Source organism: Sulfitobacter sediminivivens, from assembly GCF_042611115.2.
GTDB classification, from domain to species: domain Bacteria; phylum Pseudomonadota; class Alphaproteobacteria; order Rhodobacterales; family Rhodobacteraceae; genus Sulfitobacter; species Sulfitobacter sediminivivens.
Map to the genome: position 1 here is coordinate 1 of NZ_JBHGAR020000028.1, position 15,935 is coordinate 15,935.

The window sequence follows — 15,935 nt, forward strand, 5'->3', positions numbered from 1 at the left end:
TCTCCCAGCCCGCTGCTGGATTGCAGAACTCCGGTTCAAAGACGTAATGATTGGCCATCGCTTTGAAGCGTGCGTTGACATCGCGCTGCTTGCCACGACCAACACGGTCGACCGCTGTCTTCATATTGTCAAAGATGCCTCGCCTTGGAACGCCGCCGAACACATGGAAGGCATGCCAGTGGGCATCGAACAGCATCTCATGCGTCTGCAAAGGGTAGGCCCGCACAATAAAGGCGCGGCTGTGCGACAGCTTGGTGTGTGCAACTTGCAATTTAACGCGTTCGCCACCAATCGTGGCCCGGTCTTCGCTCCAATCGAACTGGAACGCTTCTCCTGGCTGGAAGACCAAAGGCACAAACGTGCCGCGTCCTGTGGTTTGCTCTGCACGATGCCGATCAGCACGCCACGCGCGCGCAAAGGCGGCGACGCGCTCGTAAGATCCATCGTACCCGAGCTTAACCAGATCTTCGTACATCAGCTTAACGTTGCGCCGCTCTTTGCGAGACTTCCGCGTCTGCGCCAAAAGCCACGCCGACAACCGATCCGCGTAAGGATCCAGCTTGCTCGGACGCGACGGCGTTTTGAACCTCGGTTCTACAGCATCTTCTCGCAGATACTTTTTGATAGTGTTGCGAGACAAACCCGTACGTCGCGATATCTCGCGGATTGGCATTTTGTCACGCAATGCCCAGCGTCGAATAACACTCAAAAATCCCATGTCGATCACTCCATATCCCCCCGACCAAATCCGTCAGGGCTATGTGTTCACATGGGTCAATTCTCAGTGACAATTTATGGGGCTACCGGGTCACTTCTCGGCGGAAATCAACACTCTCCCCCTCCGAACGATTAACTGAGTACTGAAGTCTCAAGTGAAATACGCTGATCGTTGCATCGCGAACGCGACTTCCACGCCTTTATTTCTATTTCTGCAACCCATAAGATAAGCCGATTTGTTCTCGCTACTCAATAAGATCAATAACATCTTGAACATTAAGATGGGTGTATCTTTGAACGCTTCGTATATCTCTATGACCACTAACCACCATGATCTGAGACAAGTTTAATCCTTTCCGAGCCACCTCAGTAATCCTTGAATGCCGCAGTTGGTGGAAACGAATATCATCTGACATACCTAGCACCAACCTTGACCTCCTGACAGCCTGAGAGACGCTGTAAGGTGCTACGGGGTAAAGCTTGACACCCTCCCCCTCCGAGCGATTGACTGCGTATTGGAGGAGTCTTACAGCGCGTTTGGTGAGGGGTACGTCCCTTGACCCTTCTTTCCCTTCAACAACGCGTAAGAAGCGTTCATCCAAATGAAGATCACAAGCACGCAATTTCAGAATTTCCGACCGCCTCATGGCAGTTTCATAGGCAAGTTCTACGATCTGTCTCAACAACGGAGTCATCTCCCCCAAAAGGGCTGCTAACTGATTTCGCGAAATGACAGTCTCTCGGGTCTTTCTGGCCTTGGGCAAATCAAGCCTATCACACGGGTTGGAAATGGTCTCACCCGAGCTTGCAAACCATTCGTTACAGTACCAGCGATACATACTGCGCAGCTTCATCAGGTCATTGCGAACTGTTGTGGTCGAAACCTCCTTTAGCCGCTTTTGCTTGTAAGCGTTCACATTCTGAAGCGTCACCTTGTGCAGCGGCTTCTGGAACTCTTCCCGTCGACCAAGCCTTTTGAACTGATACTCGGTTTGTTCACGTGAGGGCTTTCCTCCAAGGACTTCACTACAATACTGCAGCCCAGCATCAAGAATATCAGGATGACGAAAATTAAGTGTTGACTCGACTTTTTTAGCCTAGCTTTCTGCGTCTTCCCGACTGTGAAATGTCTGTGAACGCGCAGGTTTGCCAGCAAGCCGCACTTGGACGTTCTAGTTTCCGGATTTCATTCGTCTTATGTTCGCCATTTGGTCACACCTTGAATCAAATTTTCAGGTGTAACTATTTATTTTCAATGACTTACCGGTTGCCAAGGATAGGGTCGGGCGTTCGAATCGCCTCGCCCGCTCCAGGTGGTACTTAAAGAAAACAAAGAGTTACAACGCAAGTTGTAGCTCTTGTTTCTTTTTTGGACAGTGTTTCCCCTCTTTCTGTGGATGCTTTGCTTAAAAATTTCAGGCCTTGGGAGAGGCTTCTATGCCGAACGACATGCGGCTGACGGAAGCGTTCAAGCAGGACACCATGCCGTAATTAACGCATGTAAAAGCTCATGAATGGTGGGCCAGCAGAGCAATCAACAACAGCAGATGCGCCTAAGAAAACCTTGACCGAAACGCGAAATGAAGTAGAATTGTGGGTGAATATGACAACTTGGAGTAATACTGGGTCAAGTCAGGTTTTGCTAAAGGGGGATAGGATGAGATCGATCATCAGCGCGCTAATGTTTCTCACTTTGATTGCCTCTGCATCACATGCTTCACCGGTAACTGTCACCTTTGATTCAGCTTTCAACAACCCGCCCATCGGGAATAATCCGATAACGAACGCGGAAATTGGCGTCAGCCAAGGCTTCCTCTATGAGTACAGCACTGTCTACCTTAACGGCGCTTACATCGGCCTTCATGATGACGGCGGAATTCTGTCGTCCTTCATAAAGCCCGTAAATGGCCTGCCGTTTACACCGCATAGCGTTGATGTCTTTGGGTATTCTTTGCTGAACAAAACAGGACCAGGGGCTGCCCCTTATCGAAACAGTGCAGAGCTTGCCGCATGGAGTACGTCCGGGTCGGCACCACTTCCGACGTTGACATTTCAGGGTATGGTAAACGGAACAACCACTGCTACCCAAACAGTGGGGACAATGGCTTGGTCTACCATATATTTCTCAAAAGCGTTTGCCGCAATTGATTCACTATTGGTCAGCCTGAACATTCATCCTGACGCATTACAATATGCTGATTACGCGGAACTGGGGCGCAATCGGCTTTGGTGTGCTGAATGGTGTGCCGAGTTTCAGATTGATAACCTTGTGCTGACGTCGAATGTCACCTCGCCATCAATCTCTCCCGTGCCCCTGCCCGCCAGCGCTCTTTTTCTCATTGCCGCCTTGATGGGACTTGGCCTTGTGAAAGCAAGATCAAGAGCTTAGTCCGCAGCCCCGGCATGACGCAGTTGCGCTGTGCAATGCAGAATTGACCGACCCTGGCGCTTATTTCATCTAGTTCGTTGATCTGAATGTATCTTTGAGACAGCTCATATCCATGTCCGCCCCCTGCCCGATCAGTTGATCGGAAACTGCTCCAGACAGCGTTCAGCGTTGCGCTGGTAATCTTCGAGGGTGTCGGGCAGGCTGCGCCGGTCGCGCATCACTTCCATCGCTGCCTTTTTCTGTGCCCAGGTGCCGCTGACATGCCGTTCCAAGATCAAGACGGTGACGCCCAGCAAGACTTCCTTTTCTGCCTCACTGATCAGTTCTGCCGCCGACAATGCAACCGCCGTCAATGCCAGCGTGTTTGAACAGCGTAATGCCGCGGCCTCTCTGCCTTCGTAGACGCGCTGCGCCGCCAGTGCCGGTGTGGCGCAACTCAACCCAATCAAACAAACGCAGATCGCACGCCGCAGACCCATCAAAACACCTTGAAGGTCATCGTCGTCAGCGACCTTTCTATCCCTTTGATATCGAGCAGATGATCGTTGATGTATTTGCCCACATCCTCGTTCTTGGGAATGTAGAGTTTCATCAAAAGATCATATTCGCCAGAGGTTGAATAAAGCTCCGAATGGATTTCACGCAGGGCAATTTCGTCGGCCACCTGATAGGTCGTACTGGGTTTGCAGCGGATCTGGATAAAGACGCATGTGCTCATGAGAGGACCTCTGATGTGGTTCCCATCTAGGCTGACATATGGGTGTGCGGGCCGCAATGGCTGATCTTGGGATATGTGACGGCTCTTGGCCTGACCGCAACCGCTGCTATAAGGGCGCTGAACCCGTCGTTCGGAGAGACCAGATGCGCCAGACCACATTGACCCGTACCACCGCTGAAACTGACATCACGGTTGAAATCAACCTTGACGGCACCGGTGCCTATGACAACCAGACAGGCGTCGGGTTTTTTGACCACATGCTTGACCAGCTTGCGCGCCATTCGTTGATTGATATGACCATCCGGGCCAAGGGGGATCTGCACATTGACGATCACCACTCGGTTGAGGATGTGGGCATCACGTTGGGTCAGGCCTTGGCCACTGCACTTGGCGACAAACGCGGCATTCGGCGCTATGGCGCGTGCCTGTTGCCGATGGATGATGCCCAAGTGCGCACGGCGCTGGACCTGTCCGCGCGTCCATTCCTCATCTGGAATGTCGTTATTCCCACGGCCAAGATCGGCACCTTCGACACTGAATTGGTGCGTGAGTTTTTTCAGGCGTTCAGCACCCATGGCGGCATCACCTTGCACGTGGACATGCTGCACGGCATAAACAGCCACCACATCGTTGAGGCGGCGTTTAAGTCCGTCGCACGCGCCCTGCGCGACGCAGTCGAGGTGGACCCCCGCAAGTCAGGCGATATTCCCTCCACCAAGGGCGCGCTTTGATCTGATGCTGACCGCGATCATTGACTACGAATCCGGCAATCTGCATTCCGCGCACAAGGCCTTTGAACGCATGGCCCGCGAGACGGACGCAGGTGACGTCGTCGTCACGGCGGACGCGGATGTGGTTGCACGCGCGGATCGGCTGGTGTTGCCGGGCGACGGTGCCTTTCCGGCCTGTATGGCCGCGCTCAAGGGCGCGGGCGGGCTTTATGACGCGATGGTCGAAGCGGTCGAGGGTCAGGGCAGACCGTTCCTTGGCATCTGTGTGGGCATGCAATTGATGGCCAGTGTCGGTCGCGAATACACCGATACGGCTGGTCTGAGTTGGATCGCTGGCGAGGTGACGCGCGTCGCCCCTGCTGATCCCACGCTCAAAGTGCCGCACATGGGATGGAATGATCTGGTGATCGACCACCCGCACCCGGTCTTTGATCGGATTGAGACGGGCGATCACGCCTATTTCGTACATTCCTACCACATGGCTGTCACCGATCCGGCAGAGCGGCTTGCCCATGTCGATTATGCGGGCGACGTGACGGCCATCATCGGCCGGGACACCATGCTGGGCATGCAGTTTCACCCTGAGAAATCTCAGGCCACCGGGTTGCGGTTGATTGCGAATTTCCTGAACTGGAAACCTTAACGCAGCCGCGTCCAGACTGCGTCCTGACAGGCCGTCGCGTCACAGTTTCGAAACTGCATCGTGTTGCCCTGAACCTGCATTCTGGCCATCAGCATCCGGTTTCCGACAGGTTCCCAGATCTGGCCCTCATAGGTGCCATCCGGCTGCGCCAGCATATCCCACAACATCTTGCGCCCCACAGCACTTGATGGCGTGTCATAACCGCGGCGGTCCTTGGCGCGCTCAACGCAACCACATAGGGCACGCCCGCAGATTTTGGTACGCACATGCACAACAGTGCCGGTGGCATCCGGGCCTGATTGCCACAAACCCAGTGGCACATCGGCCCGGGCCAGGCTCGCCCCGGCAGACAAACACAGAATTATTAGAAATGTCGTAAACTTAGACATCCGCATCACTCCCCAAGCGATACAAAATGCCTTGTTATCTGTCGGCCTCCGACAGCATTAAAGGCGCAGACGTTTCGTTACGCCTGCGCCCTGAGTCGCACAAATAATTAATATGGCCTGCTTGATTTTTTGCGCGCCAATGGCGCGTTTACATCACTTTACGCGTGACCAGGTGCCGCCATTCCGGCAAATGCCCAGAACACAGCCCTGAACCGTTAGGTTGTTGCCTGCCAGTTGCAATTTGCCGCTATAGGTCTTGTCGCGATCGGGTGAATAGACCTTACCTTTGCCATATCCACCACCGCCGGTGTTCACCATGTCCCAGATCAATTTACGGCCGACGTTCGGCGACTTAACTGATTTGCCGTTCTTGTCGTATGATTTGACCAGAACGCCGCAGATCTTCGCACCACATTCGCTGACCGCGATCAGACCCGAATTGCCATTGTCATCTGCGATCGTGCGCCAGTTGCCCACGATAGGATCAGCCGCCCAAGCAGCGCCTGCAATGCTCAGCCCCAAAACCGCGGCTGTAATAAGTGTTTTCATGATGGTTCTCCTCCCAAATCTGGCGTTACCTTGGGGTATCTGTGGTCATTCAAGCAAGACTGACCTTAGGTCGCGTTGCATCTTGTGACGTAACGTGCATAACCGCGACAACACCTCTTTTGTTAGGCCACGCTGATGATCCTCTACCCCGCCATTGACCTCAAAGACGGTAACGCTGTGCGTCTTGTGCACGGTGACATGGACCAATCGACTGTGTTCAACGATAACCCTGCCGCCCAAGCCCGCGCTTTTGTGGATGCGGGCTGTGCTTGGTTGCATCTGGTTGATCTCAATGGCGCTTTTGCGGGTGAGCCTATCAATGCCGCCCCGGTTGAGGCGATCCTGAAATCCTGCAAGGTCCCTGCCCAACTGGGTGGCGGCATTCGCGATATGGCAACGATCGAGCGCTGGCTGGACAAGGGCCTCGCGCGGGTGATCCTTGGCACCGTGGCCGTCGAGAACCCCGATCTGGTCCGCGAGGCCGCGCGCTGCTTTCCCGGTCAGGTCGCCGTCGGCATCGACGCCCGAAATGGCCGCGTCGCCACCAAAGGCTGGGCGACCGAGACGGATGTGATGGTCACCGACCTTGCGAAGTCTTTTGAGGACGCGGGCGTTGCTGCCATCATCTACACCGACATCATGCGCGACGGCGCAATGGGCGGGCCGAACATCTCCGCCACCGCCGATCTGGCGCGTGCCGTGAAAATACCCGTCATCGCATCGGGCGGTGTGTCATCGCTGGATGATCTGATCGCCCTGCGCGATACTGGCGTAATTGAGGGCGCAATTTCCGGCCGCGCCCTTTATGACGGGGCGATTGATCTGACAGCGGCACTCAAGGCGCTGACCCAGCGATGATCGCGTCCTGCGCACCAACGAGATACCGACAAAATCCCAAGGTGTTGCCGACACCCGAAAACCTGCCCTGCAAACCCCGACTGGCATCACCCTACCACAGGCTGTAAAGCTACAATCGACGATCATACTACCAGCCTGACCCCGACGGAGCACGACCCATCACATGCTGAAAACCCGCATCATTCCCTGTCTGGATGTCGCTGATGGCCGTGTGGTCAAGGGTGTGAACTTTGTCGGCCTGCGCGATGCGGGCGATCCGGTGGATGCCGCGATTGCCTATGATGCGGCTGGTGCCGATGAACTTTGCTTTCTCGATATTCACGCAACCCACGAAAACCGCGGGACCATGTTCGATCTGGTCCGGCGCACGGCAGAGCACTGCTATATTCCGCTGACCGTTGGGGGCGGTGTGCGCACCGTGGCCGACGTGCGCGCCCTGCTGCTTGCAGGCGCTGACAAGGTCAGCTTCAATTCCGCCGCTGTCGCCAATCCCGATGTGGTGGCAGAAGCCGCTGCACAATTTGGCAGCCAATGTATCGTTGTCGCCATCGACGCCAAAACCGTCAGCCCCGGCAAATGGGAGATATTCACCCACGGTGGCCGCAAATCCACCGGCATAGATGCTGTCGAATTTGCCCGAACGGTTACGGCCAAAGGTGCCGGGGAAATCCTGCTGACCTCAATGGACCGCGACGGCACCAAACAGGGCTTCAACCTGCCGCTGACCCGCGCCATTTCTGATGCTGTGAGCGTCCCAGTGATCGCATCGGGGGGTGTCGGTACATTGGATCATCTGGTCGAGGGCGTGACCATCGGTGGTGCGTCTGCCGTGCTGGCCGCGTCGATCTTTCACTTTGGTGAATTCACAATCGGCCAGGCAAAGGCCCATATGGCCGCCGCCGGCATCCCAATGAGGCTGACATGACCCTAGACGACCTCTACGCCACGATCCAAAGCCGCAGGTCCGCTGATCCGGACAGCAGTTGGACAGCGCAATTGCTCGGTAAAGGCCCGGAAAAATGCGCCGAGAAATTCGGCGAAGAAGCTATTGAGGCTATTATAGAAGCTGTGAAAGGCGATAAGGCGGCCCTGACATCCGAAGCCGCAGATGTCCTTTATCATTTGATGGTCATGCTGGTGTCTTGCGACGTGCCCCTTGAAGATGTGCTTGCCGAACTCACGCGCCGCCAGTCTCAATCCGGCATCGCCGAAAAAGCGTCACGCTAAATCTGTCTTTCAGACCTTTTTCTGTCTAGGACCAACGGGCCAAATCAACGCATCAAGGCACCATCGCGCAACACAGGCCGGCCCATTCACAGCTTGCTAGAAATGATCCCGGTGGCAAAGCCCCCCATCCGCAATTCCCCGAACAACCGCTGATATTCAATCTTTGGACAGCGATTCTGGATGACCGTGACCCCACGCGCCTCGGCTTTGGCTGCGGCTTGCGCATGCTCGACACCAATCTGCATCCAGATGGTATGCAACTTGGGAAATACATCCAGCGCTTCGTCCACAATCGGCGGCACGGCCTCTGAGCGGCGGAAAATATCGACCATATCCACCGGTCCCTCAATATCCCCCAGCGACGCCACGACTTTTTTGCCAAACAATACTTCACCCACTGCAACGGGATTGACCGGCACAACATCAAATCCTTTCAGCCCCAGATATCGCGCCACATAATAGCTTGGCCGCACCGGATTGAGTGACACGCCGACAATCGCGATCCGCTTGGGCGCGGTCAGGATGGTCTTCAACAGGTCATCAGAATATGTCATGGGCCCTCCATACACCGCAACCTTGGCAGAAAAAAGCGCCCCGTTGGCAAGACCAAGGGGCGCAAAGGTACGGAACGAGGGACAGTAAACGACTGCTGGACGTTCCGTGTCCAGCGTCATGCATGGGAGGTAAGAAGCCTCGGCAGCTTTCAAAGAGGTACTCGCGAAACTGTGAAAAGAAAGTTAATTTTCGGCAGGTTTCTGCCGAACGCGCAGCGCGTCAGTCGAAAATGTCCTCGACCAGATCGAATACATCCTCGGCCCAGTCCTTGAACCACTTTTTGCGTTTCTTGCCCTTAACGGGTTTCTTGCGCTTTTCAGGTATCGGCTTTGCGGCGGCGAACTGTCTGATCTGAGGCTGGTGAGTCACCGCAGGACGGGTTGGTGCTGCTTTGGGCAACATTTTCATCTGCCGCAATGGCGCACCACAGTTTGCACAGGCCAATTCGTGCCGGCCTTTGTCCAATGTCAGCACCGCCTTGCTGCCACAATGACAGCAGGTCGCGATTTTGGCAGGGTATGTGATGACAGTCTCCGCTTAAGTATGTTCTCTTGAGGCATATAAGGCGATTGCGGCGGCATTTGAGACGTTGAGCGACCCAAATCCACCCGCTGCGTCAATTCGTACCAGCATATCGACCGTTTCTTTGGTCTTCTCGCGCAAACCCGGCCCCTCGGCCCCAAGAACTAGCGCCACAGGCCGGTCGCGTTTGCCCTCGACAGCGGCCTCAATGCTCATGGTCGCCTCACCGTCGAGACCCAACACCAGATACCCCATATCTTGCAGGCTTCGGATTGCATCGGCCAAATTGCGCACCCGCAGATAGGGCTGGCGTTCCAGCGCGCCGGACGCGGTTTTGGCCAGTGCGCCCGTTTCGGGGGCCGAATGGTGCCGCGTGCCTATCACCGCCGACGCCCCCAGCACCTCAGCTGAGCGCAGAATCGCCCCCACATTATGTGGATCTGTGACCCGATCCAGCAACAACACACGCGGGGCGGTATCGCCGATGCAAACGTCCTCCAACCGGCCCCAGTTCAATGGTTTTACCTCAAGCACAGCGCCCTGATGAACCGATCCGGGATCCAGCGGCGGGCGGAACTTGCGCGGGTCCTCGACTTGTGGGGCAATACCGGCAAATGCAATCGCATCCTCCAGCTTGGCCTGTGCATTTGGTGTTATCATCAAGGTAAGCTTTTCACGGTTCGGGTTCATCAACGCATCGCGCACCGCGTGCAGTCCAAACAGCCAAAGCGTCATGTTGCCTTCGGCCTTTTTGTCCTGCTCTTTTTGCACAACCCATTTTGGTTTTTTCATGATCTCGTCCTAACCGGTCTTATCCGCACAGCGCTTCGCATTTCGCCTTGACGCCTCTTTGGCTCGCTTGTAATCACGCCCCCACGCCCAACGCAATGCGAAGGGCGCAGTGGGCGACAGGCCGCAAGGTGTGGCAGGGGACTGTAACTCCCTCGCGGAGACGCACGCCTGGTTCGATTCCAGGGTCGCCCACCACTCAGTCTCCCTTCAACCTCCGACAACAAGCGCGATCGGATTAGTGTTTATCTTTCCGCGCGTTAGGGCGGTGTTGAGCACCAGAGACCTCGCAATTGGCCTCTGACTAGAGCCATTTCAGGGGTAATGTAGGGAAAGTCTCAGCGGGGCAATTGCAAGTGAGGTCTTGAGCAGTTTTAAGCCCGCTCATGGATGCGCAAATCCAAGGATCTGGCGCTGCTTCACCCAATCTGCTGGAAGCTCGGGAAGGGTGCGCAAGGTTTTTGCTGTGAGATGCGATGGCTGACGGCCTTCCAGAATGGCCGTTGAGATGTCTGGAGCCAGCCAGGCAAAGGGAAGGATGCGACTGACAGAACCGCTGCTTAAGCCTTCGCGTTCTGTGATCTGTTGGATTGAAGAAGCTCTCCCGTCAAGGAGTTCACCTGCCCATCGCCTTGCGTCTGCGATTAGCCCAATGAGGTCCGGATCTTGTTGCAGTGCATCTTTGGCTGCGATGACAATCGGTTTGGCGCGTCCGTTCTGACGTCTTTGGAACGGGATTTCGAAGGCGGCCGGTATTCGAGTGCGGGCGATATCAAGCTCCGCTAATACAGCGAGGTTCATCGAGACGACCAACCGATCTCTTTGCGCATCGATACGATCAATGATGTCCGAGAAGGTTTGTGCCAGAGCATCGTCCATCGTGGCGTCCTTTTCCGCATTGAGCTTTTCAATTGTCTGTAAGATGTTGGCCAGAGCTGTTTCGCTCTCCCGCCCCTCGGTCTGATCAGCCAACCAGGATTTATCGACCAGCCGCCTTTTCAACCCGGTCATCACAACCCGCTCGATCTCGTTCGCAGGCAGTCGTTCGACCTCGGTTCTGTCATCAGAATCGCTCGTTGCCGTGGTGTAATACCAGTATCGCTTCGTCCGGGTTGTCCCGTCTGTGTGTACAGACTTGCTGGCATATGTCGTGCGCATTGGTCGACCTTTTGAGTCAAACAGAATGCCATCCAGAAGGCGCTTGGCAGATCGCCGGGTTGAATTGATCTTCGTGCCGCCATGATCCGTCAATTGAGTTTGAACCAGCTTCCAGGTGGCGTCATCAATGATTGCCTCGTGAAGTCCTTCGTGCAGCTCTTCCCTGTGACGGATCTTGCCGATGTAGATCGGATTGCGCAGGATGTTGTAGAGCGCTCCACGTGAGAAGGCCGTGCCACCACTGACACGCCCATGCCGATTGGTGCGCTGTTTGCTGACGACGCCCAGCGCATCAAGCCGAACGCTGAGCTTCCTTACTGATCCAAACGCGAGATACTCAGCAAAAATGGTTTGGATCGCGGTGGCTTCGTGCGGGTTCACCACCAGCGCTTTGTCGATCACATCGAACCCAAGCGGTATGGCACCTCCCATCCACATGCCTTTGCGTTTGGAGGCGGCGACTTTGTCCCTGATACGCTCGGCCGTCACTTCGCGCTCAAACTGCGCGAAGGACAATAGCACATTCAGCGTCAGGCGACCCATAGACGATGTGGTGTTGAACGCCTGCGTGACTGACACAAACGACACCCCTGCCCCGTCAAACACATCGACCATCTTCGCAAAGTCCGTGAGTGACCGCGTTAACCGATCCACCTTGTAGACGACAATGACATCGACACGGCCGTCGCGAACATCCTCCAGAAGTTGCCTGAGGCCCGGCCGTTCCATTGATCCGCCGGAGAAGCCGCCGTCGTCGTAGTGCTCGCGGAGCTCCGCCCAGCCTTCATGCTTCTGGCTGAGAATGTAGGCCGCGCAGGCCTCGCGCTGTGCATCAAGCGTATTAAAACTTTGCTCGAGCCCCTCCTCGGTCGATTTGCGGGTGTATATGGCGCAGCGCTGGCGGATCATGACGCGCCCCGCTCACGCAATCCAAAGAACTTGGGCCCATTCCTGTTCGTCCCGGTCATTGCTCGCGCCAAAGCTGATAGTGAGGAGTAGCTCTGCCCGTTCCAAGAGGCACCGTCTTCGGTCACCAGCACCTCATGAGTGGTCCCGCCCCATTCCTTCAGAATGCGAGTGCCGTCACCGGCTATGGGATTTGACGAGGTCTTAGCGACTTTCTTGGTAGCGCCGGAGCCACTCCGATCCTTAATGATCCGGTTCCACGATTGCCGGACTTCCGAGATCTCACGGCCCTCAACCGCCGCTTGAGAATCCCATGCCAGCGCCAGACGCATCAAGCGCGCGGTGAACGTCTTCGGTGGGTTAGTACCCTTGGTCTTGGCCCAAAGCCGTCGAAGCGTCGCGGCATCGGCCTCTCCTAGCTGGTGAATAGAACCAGTCGGTTTCTCTCTCATCTTGACCTCCATTCAGTACGCCAGGCTTGTGCGCCCAGTACTGACTGAAGCCCGGCAGGCCGGGCGCAAGAATGAGGAGCTTGATCGTTTCGTACTGACGCTCACATGGAAACAGAAGTCCAGAGCAACTTTAACCGCGGGTGGTCGAAAGGAAGCCCACCGAAAAGAGTAAATACCTCATCGCTGGTCAATAATGCCCGAAAGCCGCCGTTGATGTCTATCTCGGCGGACGGCAGCTTTGAGCCCCTTTGCGGGCTTGGTCACGAGCCGAGTACGGCATCCGCAAAATGCGTGCCTGACCGATTGAACTCATCGTCATGTCGTCGAACTGGTCGCCAAGCGTAGATGCGAAGCTCCCGGCGACCGCCGCGCTCCCGCTTCTAGAAGCAGGACCAGCCTGTACAGACCATCCGCCACAAGCGCGCATGCGGAACTCATAATAGCGAAGCCAAAACCTATTTGAACCATAGCTTCCAACTCGGCCTCGGTTCGACCATCGGCACGTATTATTATCAGATCAAAGTCGGTTAGGCGGCTCGTCGGTGTGCGCTGTGTCATCATTTTCTCCATCGTTTGATTAAGTAAAGTCTGCCTTCAAGGTATTGCTATTCGCGATTTCGACGGAATGCGTTAAGGTCGAAACGCAGTCTTCCAGTTTCCGGATTGGTGAGCCGATGGATAGGTTCAAAGCCATTAAAGTGTTTCAAGAGGTCGTTTCGCAGGGAGGATTTGCAGCGGCGGCACGGCGTATGAACAGCTCCCCACCCTCTGTGAGCCGACTGATCACAGAGTTGGAGGCCGATCTCGGAGTTCGTCTTTTTAGCCGTTCGTCTCGGGGTATCAGCTTGACCGAGGAGGGCGAGGAATTTCTCCGGAAAGGGGCGGTGCTTGTAGACGAGCTTGACGCGGTGTCAGAGGAGATCCGCGAAAGAAGGCGCGTTCCGGCCGGACATCTGCGCATTTCCAGCGTTGTGGCGTTTGGACAAGAACGCATTGCACCCGCCATTCCGGGATTCATGCGAAAATATCCCAAGGTTTCAGTGGAACTCGAAATCTCGAACCGCAAAGTAGACCTAATTCAAGAACACTTCGATCTGGCGGTTCGCATTGGGACATCCGGAGAGCTTGAATCCTCATCCTTGAAGGCGAGAAAGATCTTTTCCCAGCGCCTCTTCTTTGTAGCAACCCCTGAATATTTGACCCGTAATGGGATGCCAGCCTCGCTTGAAGACTTGGATCACCATTTGCTGGTCAAGCAGATCAGCGGCAGTTGGGGACGCACAAACCAGTTTCCCCTTTCAAGCGAAACTGTATCTTACTCATTGCCAGAGAATTTCGTCGTCAACTCTCCCAACGCGGCGAGGAATGCAATCCTTACGGGTGGGGCTATGGGGTTGATCGCGGATTATCTGATTGAGGACATGATTTCGGACGGCCGAGTAGTCCGCATATTGCCAGAGTACGAGACTCTGGAACAACCAATCTATGCTGTGTTTGTGCACAGAAACTTTATGCCTGCAAAGGTTAGGGCCTTTATTGATCACATGATGGAAGCGTTGAGCAAAGACTGACAACTTTGTCCGCGCTTCCGTCCTTGGTGCAATGTGCGGCAAAGGTCTCCTGTGAGCCTTTCTGCCGAATGCTGCACTGCGTTTGAATGGCAGCTATCTGGGCAAGATCGGACGCTCAATTTGCTATATGTATTTCTGACCCTACCCGGAAATTTTGAGAAGGGCCTGAAGGGAAGCGAGACAGATAAATTTTGTGCCCATCGACGGCCAAAGAAAATCACCTGACGCCAACGAGCTTGTCATAGATCAGGGCCTAAACAACGGGTCTGGCCCAGTATCCCACACCTTCCACTTCATTGGTTGCCGCGATCCTGCCGGAACAGACCCAGCTTCTCCTGCGCCACACGGTCGGAATAGCTGAACAGCACCGACTCGCCCTCCGCCTCATGGGTGACCCAGGCCCAGCTCGGCGCGACGAAGATATCCTTCGGCCCCCACTCGAACTTCTCGCCGCCGATGGTGGTCCGCCCCCCGCCCTCGACGCAGACATAGATCGTCGCGTCCGTGGACCGGTAGGCGGCCGATTTAAACCCCTTCGGCAGCAATTGAAGGAAGGCCGCGATGGTCGGCATCGCGTGTCCGCCGTCGACTGGGTTCACATAGCGCATCTTCAGCCCGTGGCAGGGGTCCCATTCGCCCTGTGCCTTCATCCGCTCCAGTGCCTCGCGCGACCGCGCATAGGGATAGTTGAAGATCGGCGAGGCCAGCTTCTCCTGTTTGTAATCTACCGGCAGCATGTTGGATCCATAGCGCGCCAGGCTGTCCCCGGTTTCCCGGCTCACCGACTGCTCGTCGTCGCCGTAGCCATCGGCGAACGAGGCGTCGAAATGGCTGACGATGGGGATGTCGAGGCCGTCGAGCCAGATCATCGGCACCTCGGTCTGGTTGCCGTGATCGTGCCAAGCGGTCGGCGGAGTGATGACGAAATCGCCATACTTCATCATCGTCCGCTCGCCGTTCACCGCGGTGTGGGCACCCGATCCGTCCAGCACGAAGCGCAACGCCGACTGGCTGTGCCGATGGGCCGGCGCGACCTCGCCCGGCATTACTAGTTGCAACCCTGCATAGAGCGAGGTGGTGATCTTCGACAACCCGCGCAGCCCCGGATTCTCCAGGATCAACACCCGCCGCTCCGCCTCCTTGGCGGTGATCAGCCCGCCCGCCTCCATCAAATATTCCCTTGCGACGTCGAACTTCCACAGATGCGCGCGACAGCCGCTCTTCGGCTCCGGCGTGATGATGTCGGACATAACCGCCCAAAGCGGAGTGAAGGCCTGCTTGTCGATCTTTGCGTAGAACGCCCGCCGCTCCGGCGTCTCCTCGGGCTTGCTTGTCAGGGACATGGGGCTTCTTCCTCAGTTGCTCAGGCCGTTGCCACCATTGATCCACGAAAGCTGGTTGTATCAGTCCTCGGGCGACATGCCGGACATCACGTGGTTGCGGACCGCCGCCTTGGCGTCGTCCGGGTGATAGATCCGACATTCCCCATTTGACGATCCTTCCACGAGGTTACAGCCGCCAAAGGTGCCTTTCCAAGCAATTTCTGTCTCCAGCCCCCTTGCGAAGGTGCGTGTCGGCCGCGAAGAGCGACCGAGTGTGCTGGCCCTGGCGGTGCTGTTGGACTCTGTGGAACGTCTGTCAAATTCCAACAAGAAGGCAAAATTTAGCACTGGAGTTCGATGGAAAGATGTCCGCGCCTGATGCTGTGGACGGCTCCTACTCCGGTATTGCTATGTACCAAGTTGCGGTGGTTAATCAAGA

At 55.9% G+C, this 15,935-nt stretch carries 19 protein-coding genes and 1 tRNA gene; 8 read left to right on the forward strand and 12 right to left on the reverse strand.

What is annotated here, in order from left to right; translation table 11 throughout:
• A partial coding sequence (istA, locus tag ACEWL3_RS18545) for an IS21 family transposase (protein WP_435001391.1) occupies positions 1 to 718 on the reverse strand: 718 nt, incomplete at its 3' end.
• A 244-nt stretch (positions 719 to 962) separates the two neighbouring features.
• Positions 963 to 1,571, reverse strand: coding sequence for a tyrosine-type recombinase/integrase (locus ACEWL3_RS18550; RefSeq protein ID WP_386185106.1), 609 nt, complete (start codon positions 1,569 to 1,571; stop codon positions 963 to 965).
• A gap of 656 nt (positions 1,572 to 2,227) precedes the next feature.
• Between ACEWL3_RS18550 and ACEWL3_RS18555 the strand changes: the two genes are divergently transcribed.
• Positions 2,228 to 3,106, forward strand: coding sequence for a VPLPA-CTERM sorting domain-containing protein (locus ACEWL3_RS18555; RefSeq protein WP_386185108.1), 879 nt, complete (start codon positions 2,228 to 2,230; stop codon positions 3,104 to 3,106).
• Between the two features lie 131 nt (positions 3,107 to 3,237).
• On the opposite strand, the gene ACEWL3_RS18560 is transcribed toward ACEWL3_RS18555, so the two are convergent.
• Together ACEWL3_RS18560 and ACEWL3_RS18565 are read right to left on the reverse strand one after the other, a co-directional pair.
• On the reverse strand, positions 3,238 to 3,585 hold the full coding sequence (locus ACEWL3_RS18560) for a hypothetical protein (RefSeq protein WP_386185110.1): 348 nt from the start codon (positions 3,583 to 3,585) through the stop codon (positions 3,238 to 3,240).
• A complete protein-coding gene (locus tag ACEWL3_RS18565; protein ID WP_114878025.1) occupies positions 3,585 to 3,824 on the reverse strand; it encodes an Lrp/AsnC ligand binding domain-containing protein in 240 nt (79 codons plus the stop codon). Before ACEWL3_RS18565 ends, ACEWL3_RS18560 begins: the two co-directional genes overlap by 1 nt.
• Positions 3,825 to 3,967: 143 nt before the next feature.
• Between ACEWL3_RS18565 and hisB the strand changes: the two genes are divergently transcribed.
• Together hisB and hisH are read left to right on the forward strand one after the other, a co-directional pair.
• The gene (gene hisB / locus ACEWL3_RS18570) at positions 3,968 to 4,555 is read left to right on the forward strand and encodes an imidazoleglycerol-phosphate dehydratase HisB (RefSeq protein ID WP_386185113.1); all 588 of its coding nucleotides are present in this window, start codon (positions 3,968 to 3,970) and stop codon (positions 4,553 to 4,555) included.
• Positions 4,556 to 4,559: 4 nt separating this feature from the next.
• Entirely contained in the window at positions 4,560 to 5,198 is a 639-nt protein-coding gene (gene hisH / locus ACEWL3_RS18575) for an imidazole glycerol phosphate synthase subunit HisH (protein ID WP_386185115.1), read from the forward strand.
• On the opposite strand, the gene ACEWL3_RS18580 is transcribed toward hisH, so the two are convergent.
• Both ACEWL3_RS18580 and ACEWL3_RS18585 read right to left on the reverse strand, forming a co-directional pair.
• Complete coding sequence (locus ACEWL3_RS18580; RefSeq protein ID WP_386185117.1) at positions 5,195 to 5,587, reverse strand: DUF2147 domain-containing protein; 393 nt, start codon at positions 5,585 to 5,587, stop codon at positions 5,195 to 5,197. The two genes, hisH and ACEWL3_RS18580, sit on opposite strands and share 4 nt — an antisense overlap.
• Positions 5,588 to 5,740: 153 nt before the next feature.
• The gene (locus tag ACEWL3_RS18585; RefSeq protein ID WP_386185119.1) at positions 5,741 to 6,136 is read right to left on the reverse strand and encodes a DUF2147 domain-containing protein; all 396 of its coding nucleotides are present in this window, start codon (positions 6,134 to 6,136) and stop codon (positions 5,741 to 5,743) included.
• 135 nt (positions 6,137 to 6,271) lie between these two features.
• Here ACEWL3_RS18585 and hisA point away from each other — a divergent pair, with 135 nt between their 5' ends.
• From hisA to ACEWL3_RS18600, 3 genes are all read left to right on the forward strand, one after another.
• On the forward strand, positions 6,272 to 6,994 hold the full coding sequence (gene hisA / locus ACEWL3_RS18590) for a 1-(5-phosphoribosyl)-5-[(5-phosphoribosylamino)methylideneamino]imidazole-4-carboxamide isomerase (RefSeq protein WP_386185122.1): 723 nt from the start codon (positions 6,272 to 6,274) through the stop codon (positions 6,992 to 6,994).
• 163 nt (positions 6,995 to 7,157) lie between these two features.
• Positions 7,158 to 7,919: an imidazole glycerol phosphate synthase subunit HisF gene (gene hisF, locus ACEWL3_RS18595; protein ID WP_386185124.1), complete on the forward strand. Its 762-nt coding sequence runs from the start codon at positions 7,158 to 7,160 to the stop codon at positions 7,917 to 7,919.
• Positions 7,916 to 8,221 (forward strand): phosphoribosyl-ATP diphosphatase, encoded by a 306-nt coding sequence (locus tag ACEWL3_RS18600; protein WP_386185126.1) that lies wholly within the window; start codon positions 7,916 to 7,918, stop codon positions 8,219 to 8,221. Before hisF ends, ACEWL3_RS18600 begins: the two co-directional genes overlap by 4 nt.
• 86 nt (positions 8,222 to 8,307) lie before the next feature.
• Here the strand turns inward: ACEWL3_RS18600 and ACEWL3_RS18605 are convergent, their stop codons facing one another.
• From ACEWL3_RS18605 to rlmB, 3 genes are all read right to left on the reverse strand, one after another.
• Positions 8,308 to 8,775 (reverse strand): CoA-binding protein, encoded by a 468-nt coding sequence (locus tag ACEWL3_RS18605; RefSeq protein ID WP_386185128.1) that lies wholly within the window; start codon positions 8,773 to 8,775, stop codon positions 8,308 to 8,310.
• A 220-nt stretch (positions 8,776 to 8,995) separates the two neighbouring features.
• On the reverse strand, positions 8,996 to 9,184 hold the full coding sequence (locus ACEWL3_RS18610) for a hypothetical protein (protein WP_435001383.1): 189 nt from the start codon (positions 9,182 to 9,184) through the stop codon (positions 8,996 to 8,998).
• Between the two features lie 129 nt (positions 9,185 to 9,313).
• A complete protein-coding gene (gene rlmB, locus ACEWL3_RS18615) occupies positions 9,314 to 10,090 on the reverse strand; it encodes a 23S rRNA (guanosine(2251)-2'-O)-methyltransferase RlmB (RefSeq protein WP_386185132.1) in 777 nt (258 codons plus the stop codon).
• Positions 10,091 to 10,201: 111 nt separating this feature from the next.
• Between rlmB and ACEWL3_RS18620 the strand changes: the two genes are divergently transcribed.
• A tRNA-Tyr gene (locus ACEWL3_RS18620) sits at positions 10,202 to 10,285 on the forward strand.
• Positions 10,286 to 10,471: 186 nt separating this feature from the next.
• Here ACEWL3_RS18620 and ACEWL3_RS18625 read toward each other — a convergent pair.
• Entirely contained in the window at positions 10,472 to 12,154 is a 1,683-nt protein-coding gene (locus ACEWL3_RS18625; protein ID WP_386185134.1) for a recombinase family protein, read from the reverse strand.
• A complete protein-coding gene (locus ACEWL3_RS18630) occupies positions 12,151 to 12,603 on the reverse strand; it encodes a DUF2924 domain-containing protein (RefSeq protein WP_386185136.1) in 453 nt (150 codons plus the stop codon). Before ACEWL3_RS18630 ends, ACEWL3_RS18625 begins: the two co-directional genes overlap by 4 nt.
• A 674-nt stretch (positions 12,604 to 13,277) precedes the next feature.
• On the opposite strand from ACEWL3_RS18630, the gene ACEWL3_RS18635 reads away from it, so the two are divergent.
• The gene (locus ACEWL3_RS18635; RefSeq protein ID WP_386185138.1) at positions 13,278 to 14,174 is read left to right on the forward strand and encodes a LysR family transcriptional regulator; all 897 of its coding nucleotides are present in this window, start codon (positions 13,278 to 13,280) and stop codon (positions 14,172 to 14,174) included.
• Between the two features lie 293 nt (positions 14,175 to 14,467).
• Here ACEWL3_RS18635 and gtdA read toward each other — a convergent pair whose 3' ends face one another.
• Positions 14,468 to 15,517: a gentisate 1,2-dioxygenase gene (gene gtdA / locus ACEWL3_RS18640; protein WP_386185141.1), complete on the reverse strand. Its 1,050-nt coding sequence runs from the start codon at positions 15,515 to 15,517 to the stop codon at positions 14,468 to 14,470.
• Positions 15,518 to 15,935 lie beyond the last annotated feature (418 nt).

Coding starts and splice junctions, on each gene's coding strand:
- ACEWL3_RS18580 (WP_386185117.1), bottom strand. CDS start 5,587: ATGTCTAAGTTTACGACATTTCTAATAATTCTGTGTTTGTCTGCCGGG.
- ACEWL3_RS18565 (WP_114878025.1), bottom strand. CDS start 3,824: ATGAGCACATGCGTCTTTATCCAGATCCGCTGCAAACCCAGTACGACC.
- hisA (WP_386185122.1), top strand. CDS start 6,272: ATGATCCTCTACCCCGCCATTGACCTCAAAGACGGTAACGCTGTGCGT.
- ACEWL3_RS18605 (WP_386185128.1), bottom strand. CDS start 8,775: ATGACATATTCTGATGACCTGTTGAAGACCATCCTGACCGCGCCCAAG.
- ACEWL3_RS18600 (WP_386185126.1), top strand. CDS start 7,916: ATGACCCTAGACGACCTCTACGCCACGATCCAAAGCCGCAGGTCCGCT.
- hisF (WP_386185124.1), top strand. CDS start 7,158: ATGCTGAAAACCCGCATCATTCCCTGTCTGGATGTCGCTGATGGCCGT.
- rlmB (WP_386185132.1), bottom strand. CDS start 10,090: ATGAAAAAACCAAAATGGGTTGTGCAAAAAGAGCAGGACAAAAAGGCC.
- ACEWL3_RS18560 (WP_386185110.1), bottom strand. CDS start 3,585: ATGGGTCTGCGGCGTGCGATCTGCGTTTGTTTGATTGGGTTGAGTTGC.
- ACEWL3_RS18555 (WP_386185108.1), top strand. CDS start 2,228: ATGAATGGTGGGCCAGCAGAGCAATCAACAACAGCAGATGCGCCTAAG.
- gtdA (WP_386185141.1), bottom strand. CDS start 15,517: ATGTCCCTGACAAGCAAGCCCGAGGAGACGCCGGAGCGGCGGGCGTTC.
- hisH (WP_386185115.1), top strand. CDS start 4,560: ATGCTGACCGCGATCATTGACTACGAATCCGGCAATCTGCATTCCGCG.
- ACEWL3_RS18630 (WP_386185136.1), bottom strand. CDS start 12,603: ATGAGAGAGAAACCGACTGGTTCTATTCACCAGCTAGGAGAGGCCGAT.
- ACEWL3_RS18585 (WP_386185119.1), bottom strand. CDS start 6,136: ATGAAAACACTTATTACAGCCGCGGTTTTGGGGCTGAGCATTGCAGGC.
- ACEWL3_RS18610 (WP_435001383.1), bottom strand. CDS start 9,184: ATGAAAATGTTGCCCAAAGCAGCACCAACCCGTCCTGCGGTGACTCAC.
- ACEWL3_RS18625 (WP_386185134.1), bottom strand. CDS start 12,154: ATGATCCGCCAGCGCTGCGCCATATACACCCGCAAATCGACCGAGGAG.
- ACEWL3_RS18635 (WP_386185138.1), top strand. CDS start 13,278: ATGGATAGGTTCAAAGCCATTAAAGTGTTTCAAGAGGTCGTTTCGCAG.
- hisB (WP_386185113.1), top strand. CDS start 3,968: ATGCGCCAGACCACATTGACCCGTACCACCGCTGAAACTGACATCACG.
- ACEWL3_RS18550 (WP_386185106.1), bottom strand. CDS start 1,571: ATGAAGCTGCGCAGTATGTATCGCTGGTACTGTAACGAATGGTTTGCA.